At 43.4% G+C, this 16,634-nt stretch carries 18 protein-coding genes; 2 read left to right on the top strand and 16 right to left on the bottom strand.

Annotated features, from left to right (window positions below):
• Positions 1–21 precede the first annotated feature (21 nt).
• Positions 22–372, top strand: a complete 351-nt coding sequence (erpA, locus tag K8B83_RS18505) for an iron-sulfur cluster insertion protein ErpA (protein ID WP_160053015.1) — start codon at positions 22–24, stop codon at positions 370–372.
• A 67-nt stretch (positions 373–439) separates the two neighbouring features.
• On the opposite strand, the gene K8B83_RS18500 is transcribed toward erpA, so the two are convergent.
• From K8B83_RS18500 to K8B83_RS18485, 4 genes are all read right to left on the bottom strand, one after another.
• Positions 440–901: a hypothetical protein gene (locus tag K8B83_RS18500; protein ID WP_223418623.1), complete on the bottom strand. Its 462-nt coding sequence runs from the start codon at positions 899–901 to the stop codon at positions 440–442.
• A 24-nt stretch (positions 902–925) separates the two neighbouring features.
• On the bottom strand, positions 926–1,312 hold the full coding sequence (locus K8B83_RS18495) for a DUF2750 domain-containing protein (RefSeq protein WP_223418622.1): 387 nt from the start codon (positions 1,310–1,312) through the stop codon (positions 926–928).
• A gap of 91 nt (positions 1,313–1,403) precedes the next feature.
• A complete protein-coding gene (locus K8B83_RS18490; RefSeq protein ID WP_188740093.1) occupies positions 1,404–2,519 on the bottom strand; it encodes an anhydro-N-acetylmuramic acid kinase in 1,116 nt (371 codons plus the stop codon).
• A 31-nt stretch (positions 2,520–2,550) separates the two neighbouring features.
• Positions 2,551–4,098 (bottom strand): peptidoglycan DD-metalloendopeptidase family protein, encoded by a 1,548-nt coding sequence (locus K8B83_RS18485; RefSeq protein ID WP_188740092.1) that lies wholly within the window; start codon positions 4,096–4,098, stop codon positions 2,551–2,553.
• Between the two features lie 125 nt (positions 4,099–4,223).
• On the opposite strand from K8B83_RS18485, the gene tyrS reads away from it, so the two are divergent.
• Positions 4,224–5,420 carry a tyrosine--tRNA ligase gene (tyrS, locus tag K8B83_RS18480; protein ID WP_188740091.1) on the top strand — a complete coding sequence of 399 codons (1,197 nt, stop codon included), beginning with the start codon at positions 4,224–4,226 and terminating at the stop codon, positions 5,418–5,420.
• A gap of 195 nt (positions 5,421–5,615) precedes the next feature.
• Here tyrS and K8B83_RS18475 read toward each other — a convergent pair whose 3' ends face one another.
• From K8B83_RS18475 to K8B83_RS18420, 12 genes are all read right to left on the bottom strand, one after another.
• Positions 5,616–6,092, bottom strand: a complete 477-nt coding sequence (locus K8B83_RS18475) for a nuclear transport factor 2 family protein (protein ID WP_223418620.1) — start codon at positions 6,090–6,092, stop codon at positions 5,616–5,618.
• Position 6,093: 1 nt separating this feature from the next.
• Positions 6,094–6,720 (bottom strand): trimeric intracellular cation channel family protein, encoded by a 627-nt coding sequence (locus K8B83_RS18470; RefSeq protein ID WP_188740089.1) that lies wholly within the window; start codon positions 6,718–6,720, stop codon positions 6,094–6,096.
• Positions 6,717–7,094 carry a DUF2721 domain-containing protein gene (locus tag K8B83_RS18465; protein WP_188740143.1) on the bottom strand — a complete coding sequence of 126 codons (378 nt, stop codon included), beginning with the start codon at positions 7,092–7,094 and terminating at the stop codon, positions 6,717–6,719. The genes K8B83_RS18470 and K8B83_RS18465 overlap by 4 nt, the downstream gene beginning before the upstream one ends.
• A 210-nt stretch (positions 7,095–7,304) precedes the next feature.
• Positions 7,305–8,315: a cobalamin biosynthesis protein CobD/CbiB gene (locus K8B83_RS18460; protein WP_223418619.1), complete on the bottom strand. Its 1,011-nt coding sequence runs from the start codon at positions 8,313–8,315 to the stop codon at positions 7,305–7,307.
• Positions 8,316–8,418: 103 nt separating this feature from the next.
• Positions 8,419–9,111, bottom strand: coding sequence for a 5'-methylthioadenosine/adenosylhomocysteine nucleosidase (locus K8B83_RS18455; RefSeq protein ID WP_223418617.1), 693 nt, complete (start codon positions 9,109–9,111; stop codon positions 8,419–8,421).
• A 168-nt stretch (positions 9,112–9,279) separates the two neighbouring features.
• Complete coding sequence (locus K8B83_RS18450) at positions 9,280–10,368, bottom strand: methyl-accepting chemotaxis protein (protein ID WP_223418615.1); 1,089 nt, start codon at positions 10,366–10,368, stop codon at positions 9,280–9,282.
• A 168-nt stretch (positions 10,369–10,536) separates the two neighbouring features.
• On the bottom strand, positions 10,537–11,349 hold the full coding sequence (locus K8B83_RS18445) for a sterol desaturase family protein (protein ID WP_223418613.1): 813 nt from the start codon (positions 11,347–11,349) through the stop codon (positions 10,537–10,539).
• Positions 11,346–12,008 carry a CDP-alcohol phosphatidyltransferase family protein gene (locus K8B83_RS18440; RefSeq protein ID WP_223418611.1) on the bottom strand — a complete coding sequence of 221 codons (663 nt, stop codon included), beginning with the start codon at positions 12,006–12,008 and terminating at the stop codon, positions 11,346–11,348. The genes K8B83_RS18445 and K8B83_RS18440 overlap by 4 nt, the downstream gene beginning before the upstream one ends.
• Before the next feature lie 71 nt (positions 12,009–12,079).
• Positions 12,080–12,745: an ATP-binding cassette domain-containing protein gene (locus K8B83_RS18435; RefSeq protein WP_223418610.1), complete on the bottom strand. Its 666-nt coding sequence runs from the start codon at positions 12,743–12,745 to the stop codon at positions 12,080–12,082.
• Positions 12,746–12,753: 8 nt separating this feature from the next.
• Positions 12,754–14,406 carry an ABC transporter permease gene (locus tag K8B83_RS18430; RefSeq protein WP_223420114.1) on the bottom strand — a complete coding sequence of 551 codons (1,653 nt, stop codon included), beginning with the start codon at positions 14,404–14,406 and terminating at the stop codon, positions 12,754–12,756.
• A 50-nt stretch (positions 14,407–14,456) separates the two neighbouring features.
• Positions 14,457–15,749, bottom strand: coding sequence for an ABC transporter substrate-binding protein (locus K8B83_RS18425; RefSeq protein ID WP_223418608.1), 1,293 nt, complete (start codon positions 15,747–15,749; stop codon positions 14,457–14,459).
• Positions 15,736–16,578 (bottom strand): DUF547 domain-containing protein, encoded by an 843-nt coding sequence (locus K8B83_RS18420; protein ID WP_223420113.1) that lies wholly within the window; start codon positions 16,576–16,578, stop codon positions 15,736–15,738. The genes K8B83_RS18425 and K8B83_RS18420 overlap by 14 nt, the downstream gene beginning before the upstream one ends.
• Between the last annotated feature and the right edge of the window lie 56 nt (positions 16,579–16,634).

Below are 16,634 nucleotides of genomic sequence, written 5' to 3'. Positions count from 1 at the left end.
AAACCGAAGTAAGAGGTAGTAATGACTGAACAAACTGATGCAGCAATGCCGATCCAATTTACCGATGCTGCAGCAACTAAGGTAAAAGGGCTGTTAGAAGAAGAACAGAATCCTGAATTAAAACTGCGTGTGTACGTTACAGGTGGTGGTTGCTCTGGTTTTCAGTATGGCTTTACATTCGATGAAAAAGTCAACGAAGGTGACTTCACTATTGAAAAGCAAGGTGTGCAACTTGTGGTTGATCCAATGAGTCTTCAATATCTTATGGGTGGCGAAGTGGATTATACATCTGGTCTTGAAGGGTCTCGTTTTTTTGTTAAGAACCCTAATGCAACAACAACCTGTGGTTGTGGAGCAAGTTTCTCGGTGTAATCGTTTTTAATATTTATTATAACGAGCTAATAAAAAAAGCCGTCTTGCGACGGCTTTTTTGTGCGTATTAACTGGCAATAATATTAAAGTTAACACGCGGCTTGAACCAGGTTTTTACCTTGGCATTAAAGCTAATCCACACTTGCAACATACCTAAAGCGATAAAAACACTATAGATAAGCCACTCTGGCACCACACTTTGAAACAAACCAAAGTCCATGGTGGTTGGGCCGGCATCAAGGTTATCTGGATCATACATGATGATTGGCATCATACTGTACAGCACTAATTGCAGCAGACTATAAGTGCGTAATAAATAAAGTGCTGCTTTTTGCCTACCTATAATACCCAACACTAGCATAAGCGTTAAAATACTGAACATTGCACTGAGTTCAGCTAGCGATTGCGCCAACATTAACCCTGCCACTGCAGCGATAACATACGCCAGCATTAACGCAATCAGGCGTTTGGGTAAATGCGGTTTGACTTCATCTGGCGTCGTATTGGGTTGATGTGTGTCCTGAGTCATTATGTTTTACTCACTGGATACAGACTAATGCTTAGCGTGTGATTTTGGCGTTAAACGTTCATTCACTTCATAGGGTGGTACAACAACACCTAAATCTTCTTGCACTGGGAAAACGGCAATAAATAGGTCGTCATCTTCCATACCACTAACCCAACGTTCCTGGAATTCAGATAACGGAATAGCTAATGGCTCACACTCATTCCATTCGTCAACGGCCCAAAGTGCGGCGGTTTCTTCTGATGGCCACATTGGAATGCAGTCTTCATCTTCGGTGGTTAACATCACGCAGCCATCTTGATCTTGCAGGGTCCAAATTGTTTGCTCGGCTTTAACTTGCTCAACCATGTAATCGTAACGACCCTCTGGGGTTAGATTCATTAGTTCTGATACACTTTTGGCTTTGTTGCTCATATTAACTCTCATTATTTAGTAAAGACTTTGCCAACCCAAAGAGCTGAGCAAATTTGCGCTCATCATAACATCGACAACCGCATTGAAAAAGTTATCTTGCTCGGTAACGGCCACCAAGAACGGCTGGGCGTGAAGCACCGGTTACTGCCGGTAAATTAGCTGGTAAGTCATTATGATGACGCATTGCTAGCCACGCAAAGGCAATGCCTTCTACCCATTTAGCATCAACGCCTAATGCTGCGGTTGTATCTACTTTGTAACCAGGAACCAATTGCGTTAAACGTTGCATTAATTCAGTGTTCAGTGCGCCGCCACCACACACAAATAGCTCACCGGTAGCTGACAGCTTATTAATGTCATTAGCAATACTGTGACAAGTTAAATCGAGTAATGTTGACTGAATATCTTCTTGATCTAAATGGCTATATTCTGCTAATTGCTGCTCAAGCCAGGCTTGGTTAAACAATTCTCTGCCGGTACTTTTAGGCGCAGATAACGCGAAATATGAATGCGATAATAGTTGCTTAAGAAATGCCGCATTGGTTTCGCCTGATGCAGCCCATGCGCCATCTTCATCAAATGCATGACCTAAATTTTGATGAACAAAGTAATCTATCAGGGTGTTACCTGGGCCGGTATCAAAACCAAGCACGTCATCACTGTTTCCGGGTAAATAGGTCACATTAGCGATACCGCCAATGTTTAAAATGACTCGGGTGTGGCCAGCTTGGGCAAATACCTGTTGATGAAAAGCCGGCACTAAAGGCGCGCCTTGTCCACCAAGCGCAATATCTTTGCGCCTAAAGTCGGCAATTACATCAATGTTGGTTTCAATAGCAATGGTATTTGGGTCGCCAATTTGCAGGGTAAAGCCCATTTCTAGGTTTGGCATATGGCGCACGGTTTGTCCGTGCGACCCTATGGCGATGATTTGTTCAGGCTTCACTTCAGTTTTAGCGAGCAAGTTATTGACCGCCTGAGCAAATAACTTGCCCACGCTGCGGTCAAGCCGTCCTAATCGGTTTATTTCATCATCAACAGCGGGCTGACACAAACGCTGTAAGCCTTTTAACAAATGGCTCGGAATGGCTTCCGTGTGGCCTGCAATTAACCTTGGGTGCTCACCGGCAAAGTCAACTAGCACGGCATCAACACCGTCCATGCTTGTGCCTGACATAAGGCCGATAAAATATTCTGGCTTAGACATGAAATTCTCTCTGAATAGAAGCCGCGAGCAATTAATTACTAGCCAATTGCTGCTGTTGGTTTGATTTGAGTTGCGCCATTAGCTGTTTACTCAAGGAGGTAAACTTGCCTTTTTCACTGCGATTAATCGGCATTGATTTAGGCAAATCTACCGTGCGTGGATTACGGTGCACACCATTAACAATAAACTCGTAATGTAAATGAGCGCCGGTAACCCGACCGGTTTTACCTAAAGTACCAATTACTTGCCCTTGTTTGACTGTGTCACCACGATTTACTTTGCGCTTAGTTAAGTGCAGGTATTTCGTTGTATAGGTTTCATTGTGTTTAATAAACACATAGTTACCATTAAATTGGTTATAACCAGACTCAATCACCTTGCCTTTACCAGCAGCTTTAATTGGGGTGCCAATCGCAGCAACATAATCCACTCCACGGTGGGCTTTAATTTGCCCTGTTACTGGGTGTAAACGGCGTGGGTTAAAGTTTGAGCTGACATATTTAAAATCGACTGGAGAGCGTAAAAAAGCTTTGCGCATGCTGTTGCCGTTTTCTGAATAATATTCACCATCGGTATAACGTATGGCAGTGTAACGCTCACCCTGGTTGATAAATTCAGCGGCTAAAATATTGCCATTACGTAAAAATTGGCCGTCGGCATATTCTTGGTCAAACAATAATGAAAAATGATCGCCCTTACGAATATCTAACGCAAAGTCGACGTCCCAGCCAAAAATATTGGCCAGTTCCATAATATGATTGCCAGACAAGCCTGCATCTGCTGCTGCATTCCAAAAATTGCTTTTGATGGTGGCGGTGATAAATGAAGTACGATTTTCAACTTCTTTGGTGTTAACCACTTCTTTATAGCGATCATTGTTATGGCTGATCACTAAGGTTGACACCTTGTCCATGCGGTAACTGAGTTCTTTTAATTCACCTAACTCATTTTTGCTAATGGCGATTTCTTCACCTGGCATAATAGTGAGTAAATTCTTTTTTGCTAAAGGCAGTTGGGTGATGTCGTATACATCTTTAGCGCTAAGGCCTGCACGGCTGAATAAACCACCTAAGGTATCGCCTTTTGCCACTTCGTAATATTCTACTGTGTAATCATCGTTACTAGCTTGCTGAGTTATTTTTGCTTTTTGTTTAGCGACTTGATTGTCGATATCATGAATCACACCGTCAATGCCCTCTGGGCGCGTGCGTAACATTGCAATATGCTGAGCAAAGGCTTCATCATCAGGTGTTTCTGACACATCGTCAGATGAATCACCTAATTGTTGTGGTGGTAATGTGTCGTTAACAAAAATATTGTCAGCGATTTCTTCAGCATCGGCATCATTTTTATCAATTTTGGGTGCCGTAGGTGTTCTAAATGCCAGTGGCACGGAATAATCGCTATTGGTTTCTAACGCATCTTTATCATTTGTTTGGCTTACTATTTGGGTTTGTTTAGAGGCTTGTGCGTCTTCCGATGGAAACATCAGAATAATCGTGGTTAACATCACCAATAAAGACAGGGTGATTTGATGTGCTTTTGGCAACAATGTGAATAAAGTTAGAAGCTTTGCCATTGACTCAGGTACCAATTTCTCTCTCGTGTTATTATCTGCTAAGTGTACACTCTTTCATTTGCCGTGGCTAACAAGTAACATAGACCTCTTTATTTTTTGTGCAAGCCCTAGGAGTTGCAGTAGAGATGGCGAATTTAGATCAAGTATTGGCAGAAATTAAGCGTGGCACCGATGAGATATTACTTGAAGCGGATTTGCTTGAGAAACTGAAAGAAGGGCGTCCATTACGCATCAAGTTAGGTGCAGATCCTACCGCTCCTGATATTCACTTAGGTCACACGGTTATTTTAAATAAAATGCGTACTTTTCAAGAGCTAGGTCACGAAGTGATTTTCTTGATTGGTGATTTTACCGGTATGGTTGGTGATCCAAGTGGTAAAAACAGTACTCGTCCTCCGTTAACCCGTGAGCAAGTGCTTGCTAACGCTGAAACCTATAAAGAGCAGGTTTATAAAATTTTAGACCCTGCTAAAACCCGTATCGAATTTAACTCTAGCTGGTTAGAGCCATTAGGCGCTGCTGGTATGATCCGTTTGGCATCGCAACAAACGGTTGCCCGTATGATGGAACGTGACGACTTTAAAAAGCGTTATGCATCAGGCCAATCGATTGCGATCCACGAGTTTATGTACCCATTGTTGCAAGGCTATGATTCTGTTGCGTTACAGGCTGATGTTGAATTGGGCGGTACAGATCAAAAATTCAATTTATTGATGGGTCGCGAACTGCAAAAAGCCGAAGGACAAAAACCACAAACTGTGATTATGATGCCGCTGCTTGAAGGGTTAGACGGCGTTAAGAAAATGTCTAAGTCGGCGCATAACTATATTGGTGTGAGTGAGCCTGCTAATGAAATGTTCGGCAAAATTATGTCGATTTCAGATGATTTAATGTGGCGCTACCTTGAGTTATTGTCTTTCCGTCCGCTTGAAGAGCTTGCGCAGTTTAAGTTAGACGTTGAAAACGGCACAAATCCACGCGACATTAAGATTTTATTAGCTAAAGAAATCATTGCGCGTTTTCATGACGAAGCACAAGCGCAAGCTGCTCATCAGGCCTTTATTGATCGTTTCCAAAAAGGGGCTATCCCAGATGATATCGAAGAAGTGATATTAGAAGCGGGTGAAGGCTTAGCGATTGCTAACTTACTTAAAGATGCAGGGCTTGTGGGCTCAACATCTGACGGTATGCGGATGATTAAGCAAGGTGCTGTAAAAATGGATGGCGAAAAAGTAGAAGACAGTCGTCTTAGCTTTAATGCTGGTCTGGAAGCGGTTTTCCAGGTTGGTAAACGCAAATTTGCCAAAGTGATTTTAAAATAACGTATTTTTACGAATAAATAAACGGCTTATCATTTAAGCCGTTTTTTTTATCTGCGTTGTTTATACCAATCAGCACAAGAATGTGATCATTCTTACTGGTTAGCATCGCTTATAACGTTGTTATGCATTTTGAAGGTAGAACAACTCGCTCGCTGCAATTTCGGCTCACTTATTTATCCTGATTAATGAATGACGTTATTGAGACTCGAGTTGGTCTGACATGGTTTGATAGTCCATAAGATCCATTTGTTCAATTAATCGCTCTGTATTATTGTCAAATTTTAGCGTGGTAACGCCAGGTATCGCCAAATCGATAATTTTACCGGGCTTTCCGAATTGATCCCCAGGGCCTCGTAAACGATAACTGCCAATAATCACCACTAACGAACCCGTATTAAACATATGCTCTATGTTTAAACGGTACTCAAGTACCCCTTCATGAGCGCGCTGTAAAAAACCAATGATTTGCCGACTGCCTGTGTAGGTTGTGTTTGCTGTTTTGTCGAAAAAAACGGTATCACGGGAATAAAAACGCCGTAAAGTAGAGTAGTCATGATCGGTTAACGCCTCCATATATTTCATGGCGAGCTGTTGCTCTTTAGGCATATCACCAATATTGGCACTGATTGAAAAACTGCAGACTAAACAACATAATAGCAATATTATTCGCACATTAAATTCTCTTTGTTTTTAAATCGAAAGCCGGTAAAGATAAATGCCAGCGGATTGCGCTTAATCGAATGATTAAAATACTGATCATTGCGATAAACATCGATGTCATACTGTCCATGCCCACAGCCAAACTTAAGGTATAACAGATCCCACCCACGATGGAAGCAGTTGCGTAAATTTCGGTGCGTAATACCATCGGGATTTGGCGACACAGCAAATCACGAATAATGCCACCACCCACGCCTGTAATTAAGCCCATCACAACAGCAATCATGCCTGAAAGTCCCATTAATAATGCTTTCTCAGCGCCAATAACAGTAAACAATGCCAACCCAAGAGCATCGGCAACAGGTAAGGTGAGTGTGGGTAATTTATGCGGTTTACGCACTAACACTAAACAAGCCAAAACCGTAGCTAAAATCACAATGATGTAATTAGGATCGCGGATCCAAAATACTGGGGTTGCGCCAATTAACGCATCACGAATACTGCCACCGCCAATGGCGGTTACTGAGGCAAGCACAATTACCCCGAATGGATCCATGCGGTGTTTACCTGCTGCCAACGCTCCAGAAAGTGCAAAAACGGCAGTACCACATAAATCGAAAAAATAGATCCACTGACTCATTTACTTAACTCTTTGAGATGAATGTTGAGTGCATCAACTGAGATGCGGATTTCCACTACAGACAAGATCAATGAGTAGAGTAGAAGCAGTAAACTTAAGCCAAATATCACCGAGCCAGTTTGGTTAAAACCGGTGTAAATAAAAATCATACACAGCACGCACAAGGCAAAACTGCTGACACCAGCTTCTTGCATTTTTCGGATGATAATAATTCGTTGGCGTAAGTTTTTGATTTGCTCGTCTTGTACCGGCTTGTCATTACTGCTGAGGTTACGAATGAGGGCAGCAAGAGAGAAAAATCGGTTGGTGTATGCGAGCAATAATAACGAGATTGCCGGAAACAATAGTGCCGGAGTGGTTAATGATATATGCAAGTTGTTGAGAAACATGGCATTCCTAAGCAGGTCTTAAACTGATAATAATCAACAGTTGCTGACTATAGAGGATTTATGTTTTAAAGATGTCAGCATTAGAAGTCTTATGATAGCGGGTCATTATGACAATCTTGAGCATAGCGACTTCAATGTTAAACCTTGGGGTATTATCGCTAAAAAGTGGCTAGTTTAAAACAGGATTTACCGGTTTTAAATAAATCTTAATCCAGTCCAAATAAGAGGCAATAACAAGGTTAGGCAGATCCAAAATAGGTTTGCAGTTTGCGTCACTGTGATGGCGTGGTTGATGTGGCGATAATCAGGTAACGGACCAGCTTTCACCTTGGGTAAGTCTACTCGAATGGTTTGGCCTTTGTTGGTCATAAATTGCTGTGGGCCTCCAAGTTCAATTTTGAGTAATTTTGCGGCTAAAGCGTAACTGCCATAATGATTATTTAACTGCTGTTTGGGACCAGGTGCTGGCTGCATTGACGACACGATGGAAGACAATCCAAGTTGGCCAAATTGAATTGCCAATGAGCAATGCCAAAGCAAGGTCGGAATAAAAAATATCACGCGATTAAATTGCCCCACAAAACTCGAAAAAATATGAAAGTGTGGGTGATATGTGGGCCAACTGTGCTCTAGTTGCCTTAGCATTCTGGCCACCAGAGCCATGGTTGCACCGCCCAACGCAAAAAATAAAATGGTGGCTAAAGTGCCATAAATGGGAGTGGTAAACAGTTTCTCTATGGCAGTTTTACTTAATCCCACCTCTGAAAGCACTTGAGTGTTTTGGCTAACCCAGGGGCTGAGTAGCCCTTTGGCATGCTGCTTGTTACCGGTTTTTATTGCATTCGCTATTTGTTCTGCCACGGGTTTAAACGCGGAGTCACACAAACAAAAATATAAAATAATCAGCTCAAAAAACCATGGGTAAGCGGCAAGACCCAGTAAAAAGCTAACAATAATACCGCTTGGTACTACTAGAATTAATGTCGCTAAAATGCCTGCTGTTAGCTGTTGGCTCACCGCACGCTCAGGGTGATTCACTTTAGCGGCAATCAGCACTGCAATACGGTTAAACCACAACAGTGGTTGTAAGTCTCGAGGGATAGGGGCAAATCGAGCCAAAATTAACGCGCAAAATAAAATGCAGCAGCTTTGCAATACACCGCCGTCTTGGCTAAGTAATTGTGGATCGAATAATTGATTGACCATAGAGACTCAATAGTTAGCGGCTGCGCATCAGATTAAGTAAGTTTTTGTAATACTAAAAGCACGGGTTTAGCAGGGTGATAAGCAGTTAAACCCGCGTAGTCCATTATAGCTGTTGCAATAGCGCAATGACCATCAAGGCTGAGTGCATACCCGCTTTAATGATGTACGAGTCGAAATCCACTGGCGAATCATTATTAGCATTGTCTGACAGTGACCGAATCACTACAAATGGCACCTTAAACTGGTGACAAACCTGAGCAATAGCTGCTCCTTCCATTTCACATGCGGCCATCGTTGGGAAGTTTTCGCGCATCACTTTGGTGCGAACAGGATCGCAAATAAAGCTGTCGCCGGTACAAATTAATCCTTCAATGGCGTTCACTTCCCCTAATTCTACAACGGCCTGTTTAGCGGCATTGACTAGCTTGCTGTCTGGTAAAAATGCGGCCGGCTGCTGTGCCATCTGACCAATCTCGTAACCAAAAGCGGTGACATCAACATCGTGGTGGCGCACCTCAGATGAAATCACAATATCGCCAATGGCGAGTGTATCGACAAAACCACCAGCTGAACCGGTATTAATCACATGTGTCACTGCAAACTTTTCAATCAGTAACGTTGTGGCAATACTAGCTGCCACTTTACCAATGCCTGAGCGGGTGACAACCACTTGTTTATCGCCGATATTACCGCTAATAAATTCGATGCCTGCGATAGTTGTATGCTCGGGCTCAACAATGGCTTGTACTAAATGAACAACTTCTGGCTCCATAGCGCCAATAATACCGATTTTCATGGATAAACCTTAACTGATTAAACAAATTCGAATGGGCGCTAATATAGCATGGGCGGGCGATTTTGTGAAAAGTAGAGTAATTTAAGTCAGTTGTGAAAAGCAATGCAATCCGTTAGCGGTAAGTTGTTCAGCTAACGGATGTTTTATGGACAATTGAGTGCGAGTCAACTAGTGATGCTGGCTTTGCGACAGTAAACTATCGATAGATTTAACCACACGAATACTGGCATCTTCCATGGTATCAAGATGAGTTAAAATTGCTGACTCATCTCCAGATTGCATCGCAGCGACAGCCGCTTTTCCAGCGGTATGAACTGCTTTATGTGGTTGCTCAATAGCTTTAAAGCTCGACAAGCTTGCATATTGTTGGCCTTCACCATGGTAATACCATTTTCCGAGACGGCATTCAGTGTGGCTATTGACGTTTGCCGTCACATCTTTGTTGGCCAAAATACTGTATACGTTGCTCTTCCATACGCTGTGGTCTAACTTCACAGTGGTTAAAAATGCGGTCATTGACGCTTCGCCAATGACACGCTTCATGACTCCTGAACTTTTAAGCACTTCGGTGACGACTTGATCAATTTGTTCAGAAGAGGCTGCAATATCACTCGAACAAGTTTGGTTTGTAATGACAACTTGTTTAATTTGCTCGGTTTGCTCAATAACGGTAGCGACTAATTTTTCAATATTGGCACTGGCATCATGGGCGTTGCTGGCTAATTGCCTTACTTCGCTTGCGACTACGGCAAACCCTCTACCAGCATCTCCTGCACGCGCAGCTTCAATGGCGGCATTGAGTGCCAGTAAGTTAGTTTGTTCTGAAATCTGTTGGATCGATGACACTAAATTACTAATACCATTGGCTGATTGACTTAATTGAGCCGCAGTCTCCATGCTCTTTTCTGCATGATCATTTAAATGTCCCGCACGTTCTTTCAAGTTACCGATAGCGACTCGTGTCTGACCGAACAGTTTATCGACTTCAGACAACATGTGTTTTTCTTCATCGAGCTTGATTGAGTTAGCGAGGGTGGTATCTCGAATATCGTTAAGCATCGTTGCACCTTGCAATTGCAAATTGGCGCGTTGAGCATCGTATTCGGATTGATTATCAGATTCTGCTAATTGCTGAGTTAATTGTGCAATATGCTGATGCAATTGAGAGAGCTCATCTGCATGCTGCTGTTTTGTTTTGGTCAGCTGCTGCTTTAAATCGGCAATGTTTGCTTTTAAGCTCTGGGTAAAACCGATCATAATATCTCTATTGGTTATTTATACATTAGTAATATAGTGAGTAAATTTGCTTTTTTAATCAAGCTCGCCAAGTGTTGTGCATCACAAACAACAATAATAAAGATATGACACTTTGATAGTTACAATGCACTAAAAGGACTTTAACTTGAGATTAGAGTGACCTTATGATTATTTTTTGCGGGCAAAAGGCATCCACAATAAACCGCTAAGCCAGGCATTTTGTTTGGCGTTAGGGTATTGGGTTAAACCAATATCAATTTGAGTATCTGGTTTACTGGCCTGTGCGGTGTAGGTGCCAAACAGTTTGTCCCACCAAATAATACTAAAGCCAAAGTTGCTGTTACTTTCACTCATCAGTTGGCTGTGATGAATACGATGCAATACCTGAGTGACCAGCACTAAACGGGCTAGGTTTTCAATTTTTGCGGGTAAGCGAATATTGGCGTGGTTAAAAATAGCAAAACCATTGAGCAATATCTCAAACAAGATGACCGCTTCTGCTGGAATACCAAAGAGTACAATGGCGACGGCTTTAATGCCAAGGCTAGCAATGATTTCAGTAGGGTGAAACCTCAGTGCGGTGCTGCTGTCGACATGACGGTCAGCATGATGCACTTTGTGCAGACACCACAATAATGGAATGCGATGAAACAACCTGTGCTGCCAATAAATCAACATATCAAGCAGCAACACACTGACAGCAATATTCAGCCAAACTGGCAAGCTTAAATAGTGTAATAGCCCCCATTGTTGTGAGCTGACATACAGGGCAAAACCGGCCAATCCTATTGGTAGAATCAACCTTGCGATTAGCGATGAAATAATTAGCAAGCCAAAGTTACCCAGCCACCGTGTAGCCATTGAGGCTGTTTTAGGTGATTTACTCAGTGTTCTGGCTGGAAATAATAATTCTAGACTCATCATTAACGCCAAAATGGTTAAAAACACCCCCAATCTGATTGCTGCCATATCATCTATCATGTTTTAGGCTCCTCAACGATATTTGTTCTAGTTTGCTGGTTACTTGAATGGTTTTTTAAGGTGTTGTATCCCCCATGAATACGGGTAAAAATAGTAATAGCCCCTAAAAAAGCAAACGTGTAAGCCAGCTCTGGAAAGTAAGCTGGCCACAAACAAAATGCCACAAAAAAAGCTATGGTTTCAGTGCCTTCGGTAAGGCCATTCAAAAAATAAAAACTTTTATGGGCAAACTGTGGTCGCGGTAAATTGATTTTTTCAGCCGGAATAGCAAAGGCTAAAAAGCTTGAACCAGTCCCGATAAACACAGTAAGAAGCACAGCAGCGGCTAACGCATTTTCATTGGGATTCGCGAGTGCAAACCCTAGAGGAATGGCTGCGTAAAACAAAAAATCGAGACAGATATCTAAATAGCCGCCTGCTGGTGTAGTGTGTTTTTGATGACGGGCAAGGGCGCCGTCAAGTCCGTCAATGATACGGTTTAATACGATAAAAAATAATGCCACATACCATGCTTGTATGGCTAAAAATGGCACAGCTAACATACCCACCACAAAGCCTATGAGTGTGAGTTGGTCTGGCTGTACTTGTTTTTTATCCAGTAGCAATACAAGCGGTTTAAGCATCGGCTTAATCACCGGTGTAATAAATCTATCTAGCATTTGTGGTTTCCAATTTATTGATACATTTGTTGTTTATGTCTATTGAATAATCTTTGCTGATTAAATCAACGCTAAAACAACGAAATAATTTTACCCTGAGCTGCGTCAGCATCGCTTTGATCATGGGTGACCATTATCGCGGGTAGCTTGTGCTGACGAATTTGTTCAAACACCAACTGCCGTGTTTCTTGGCGTAATTGGCTATCAAGCTTACTAAAAGGCTCATCAAGTAAAATGGCTTTGGGCTGACTTAATAACACCCTCAGCAGTGCGACTCTAGCTTGTTGCCCACCCGATAAGCTTTGTGGGTTGCGATGCTCTAAACCGGCTAATCCTACTTGAGATAATGCCTGGCTAATATCAGCTTGGCGTTGTGCTTTAACTCCGGCTGGCATGGCAAAGCTAATATTACCTGCGACAGTGAGATGCGGGAACAGTAAAGGGTCTTGATATAATAAGCCAATACGACGCATGTGGCTGGCAGTGTCAGTGATGAGCTGTCCATTTAGGTATACATTGCCTTTGGCGCTGAATCCTTTAGGCAGCATTCCGGTGAGCCAATTTAACAGCGTCGATTTACCGCTACCTGATGGCCCCATAATCGTCAGAATATCACCACCAACAATGGTTTCGTTTAATGATAACAACAGCTGTTGTTGCCGCTTTAGGGTTAACTGCTCAATCACCAACGAAGAAGTGTTTGAACTTGCCGAGGTTGTTTGTTCGTGCGTTTGCATATGTGTCCTTATTCGCGGTGTGTTAACAGCATTTTAGGCAGTGCCCATGCGAGCAGAAAACCAAGTGCTGGGAGCAACATTTGGACTAACGCATAAACCGCACTAGTGCGTCTACTTGCGCCATTAGCTAGCGATACTGCCTCAGTGGTAATGGTGTTGATACGCCCACCTCCGGCCAATAATGTCGGTAAATATTGGCTAAAACTAATCGCTAAACCCAATGCCGCAGCAATAAAAATGGGCGCCAGTAACATGGGCAGTTTTATTTGCCAAAATATTTTTGCCTGGCTGGCGCCTAGGCTCGCGGCAACATAGCTAAACCGTGGGTCTAAATGTCGAAAACTACTCGCGAGCGATAAAAATACATAAGGTAATACAAAGAGTAAGTGGGCTAACACCACGTTAATAAAGGTATGGTGGCTGTTAATTTGCTCCAATACCCACACTAAGCCAAATAAAAACGCAATGCTGGGAATAAGCAAAGGTAAGTAAATGATTACACTACTTAATCTTGATGCCGTTTTGTTGGTATGTTGCTCGGCTTCAAGTGTCAACAAGGTTAGCACTACTGCTAATCCTGTCGCACAAACGCCAATTAACAGTGTATCGACAAGCGGCGTGCGCATTTGTTGTAACGCCGATTGCCAATGCTGAGTCACAAACGTGTTAGGCAGCAGATCAGGATAAGCCCAAAAACCCGCGAAAGACCATAACACCATACCCAGTAATGCTAAGCCGATAACCGTTAACATCAGCATGGTAATCACGTGAGTGATGTTTTGCATAATGGCGCCGGCATATTCGCGTTTACCATTAACCAGCATAGATTGAGACAGCGTTTTGATGAGCTTTTCTGCCAGCCACCAGCCAAGCAGTAAGAGTAACGTTAGGGCTATCTGCACAATGGCACCAGCCGAAGCTTTAATACGCAAGCTTAAATCCACATCGTGAAACCATTGCATAATGGCCACGGCAAGCGTTGGCGGACTATTGGGGCCTAAAATTAACGGGATCTCTACACTGGCACTGGCATAGGCAAGTACCGCTAAAATCGGCAAACGTAAAAACGGATATAAGCTGGGCAGCACCACTTTGAAAAAAGCGGTCATCGGGCAATAACCCAGGCTTAGTGCCACTCGATGCTGAGCCCGCAACGTATGGCCTAATTCAGGCTGCGCCAGCACACCCAGTGCCATCAACAATAAGAAAGGGAGCTCTTTGAGTGTTAGGCCTAAAATAATACTTAGCCCCATAGCATCATGTGGGAATAACCAATCAGGTGGCGTATCCCAGCCGCTTAACCAGGGGGAAACCAGCCGAGAAAACATCCCAGACGGGGTAATTAAAAAGCCTATGGCAATCGCTGCGGCGGCATGAGGGATCACTAAAATTGGCCCTAACAAGCGTTGAATATAGCCTAGCCAAGGGCTGGTAAAGTAACTGGCCAAAATCAATATGGTAATGACAAAAGCCAGTAAGGTGCTGATAAAGCTGGTGGACACACTGAGCTGTGCCATATACCCAATACCGGGTGTATGCCATAAATCCACAAAGCCACTGACATTAAATTGAGTGTGACCAAGTACCGGAAACCAGCCAAAAGCCGGTAACACCACTGCAATCAAGCCACCAATAACAGGCAGCACTAGCAATGCCATCATTAAATAGGGACTGCTGCGAACCAAGGTGTTGAAACCACTTTTTGCTGTTATCACCGTATCACTCCATAGCGTTCCAACCACTGCGTTGCAATGACGTTTGTCCAGCTTGGGTGGGGCTCACTTAATGCGGGGCTGATATCTTGGTTCACAATATTAGCGCTTGGATGTGACTGTGCGGGTGGCTCAAACCACGCCTGTTGCTTTGCTGGCAATTGCGATAATGCAAGCACGCTGGTGTCGCCCCATACTTTTGCTTGTTGCTTTTTTGCCTGAGCTTTTGGGCTGAGTAAAAAGTTAACCACTAATTTGGCGCTATCTGGGTGGGCGGCATTGTAAGTCATGGCGACAAAATGGATGTTGCTCAAACTGCCGTCACGCATACGATAACTACGGGTGCTGTCTGGTAAATCAAAACGCGCGACAGCCGCGGGCACTTCGGCGGCTGAAAAGGTAAATGCCAGTGCAAGCTCGCCATCGCCCATTAATCGGCGCAGTGCTAAACCGCTAGACATAAAGTGTTGTCCTTTACGCCATAAGTGCGGGTGTAAATTGTCTAAATATTGCCAAAGTGGTGGCAATAATAAAGCCTGGCTTTGAGCGCTAGCGGGTTGATAAAGCCTATTTTTAATGGCATCTGGCTGACTGTTGTTAAGGGCGATTAGCGCGTATTTTAAAAAGCTCATGGCTAAAAAGTCAGGCGGCTTAGGATAACTAAATCGCCCCGGATGTTGTTTTGCCCATAAGCTTAATTGTTGTAGTGTTTGTGGCGGCGTTTGAGTCAATAAGCTGTCGTAATAAAACGTCAGAGCCGCTTTGCCCCAGGGCGCCTCCATGCCTTGAGTCGGCACGCCAAAATCACGGCTCATAGCAGGATTATTATCAGGGTCGGTTAAGGCAAAGTTGGGCAATTGCATAACCCAGTTTGGCGTTAATAATTGATGCTTTGCCATCGCAGCAAAGTTTTCGCCATTAATCCATACTAAATCGACTTTACCGTTATTATGGTTATTAGCTGATTTTTCTGCCAATACTCGGCTAACGGCTTCGCCTGTGTCGGTCAGTTTTACATGGTGTAATGTGATTTGGTATTGCTGCTTAACTTGCTCGGCAACCCACTGAATATAGCGATTGATTTGCGGATCGCCGCCCCAAGCATGAAAGTACACATCTTGATTTACACCACGCGCTTCAATCTGTTCCCATACCGCAAGCTGCTTGGTTTGTGCGTAAGCCACGCTGGTCCAAAGGCAGGCGTATACACTGATACCTAATGCTGTAGCCGCTACAATAGGCTTGATTATGTTAGTTATTTTTCTGGAGAGCATTGGCTTATCGAACCGCATTTAACGACCAGTTATAATCGAGAAAGTTGATATCTAATTGTTGTTTTTTTGCTGCCGCTTGCTGAACCGTATTGAGTTGTAATGCGTTAGGGTACAACAATAAAAACGCTTCAACAGAATCCGCCCCGGCAAAGCCTTGAGTAAAGTCATCGCCATACCATTTAAAAATGGCAGACAAATAAATCGTGTCGCCTTTGGCATAATTACGACTAGTGTCAGCTAAAAAACGCTTGGTTTGTGCATCGAGTTGCTGCTCGAGCTTAGCACCGGTATAGGCTTCTTCTAGCAGGGCTGGGCAGCCAATACTTGCACAATTTACCGCAAAATGAATTCTCGGGTCATTGTATCTGTCGCTGCCGCGAATAAGCTTGTGCTCAATGTCATTGAGGCTGCGGGTTTTACCAAGCAAAGGAATAAAGCTTTTGTCCCAGGGCGAGCTAAATAATCCGCCGAGATCTTTTATCGATTCAATATCTGGATATTTAGTTAAGATGAGCTCAACGGTCCAGGCGTTATAGGCATTGATGAGTATGGCCAATTGTGTTGATTTATCCCATGCATCAAATTGCGTCTGACTGATGTTACTTAGCTGCTTGAGGTAGCTTTGCAGTTGAGTGCGTTGCAGCTGCATTGCTGCATAATCTACCGCGCTACTGTTGCCATTATTGATAGGCTTTACGTGCTGACTCACCAGGGCTTGCCATTGTTGGTGTAAGGCCTGCTCAGTTGTTGCTGGAATTGCATCGGCAGCCACACTGATTTGACTAAATAGTAAGGTGCTAAAGAGTAGGGGCGCAATGACAACACTTTTGATAAATGCCTTGAATATGGTGTTCATTTTATTTGGCTCTCTTACTGCGATTGGCATCATCCCTTGCCGGGCAG

It is taken from the genome of Shewanella inventionis, from assembly GCF_019931735.1.
Taxonomy (GTDB): Bacteria; Pseudomonadota; Gammaproteobacteria; order Enterobacterales; family Shewanellaceae; genus Shewanella; species Shewanella inventionis.
This window is presented reverse-complemented; position numbering and strand designations above follow the sequence as displayed.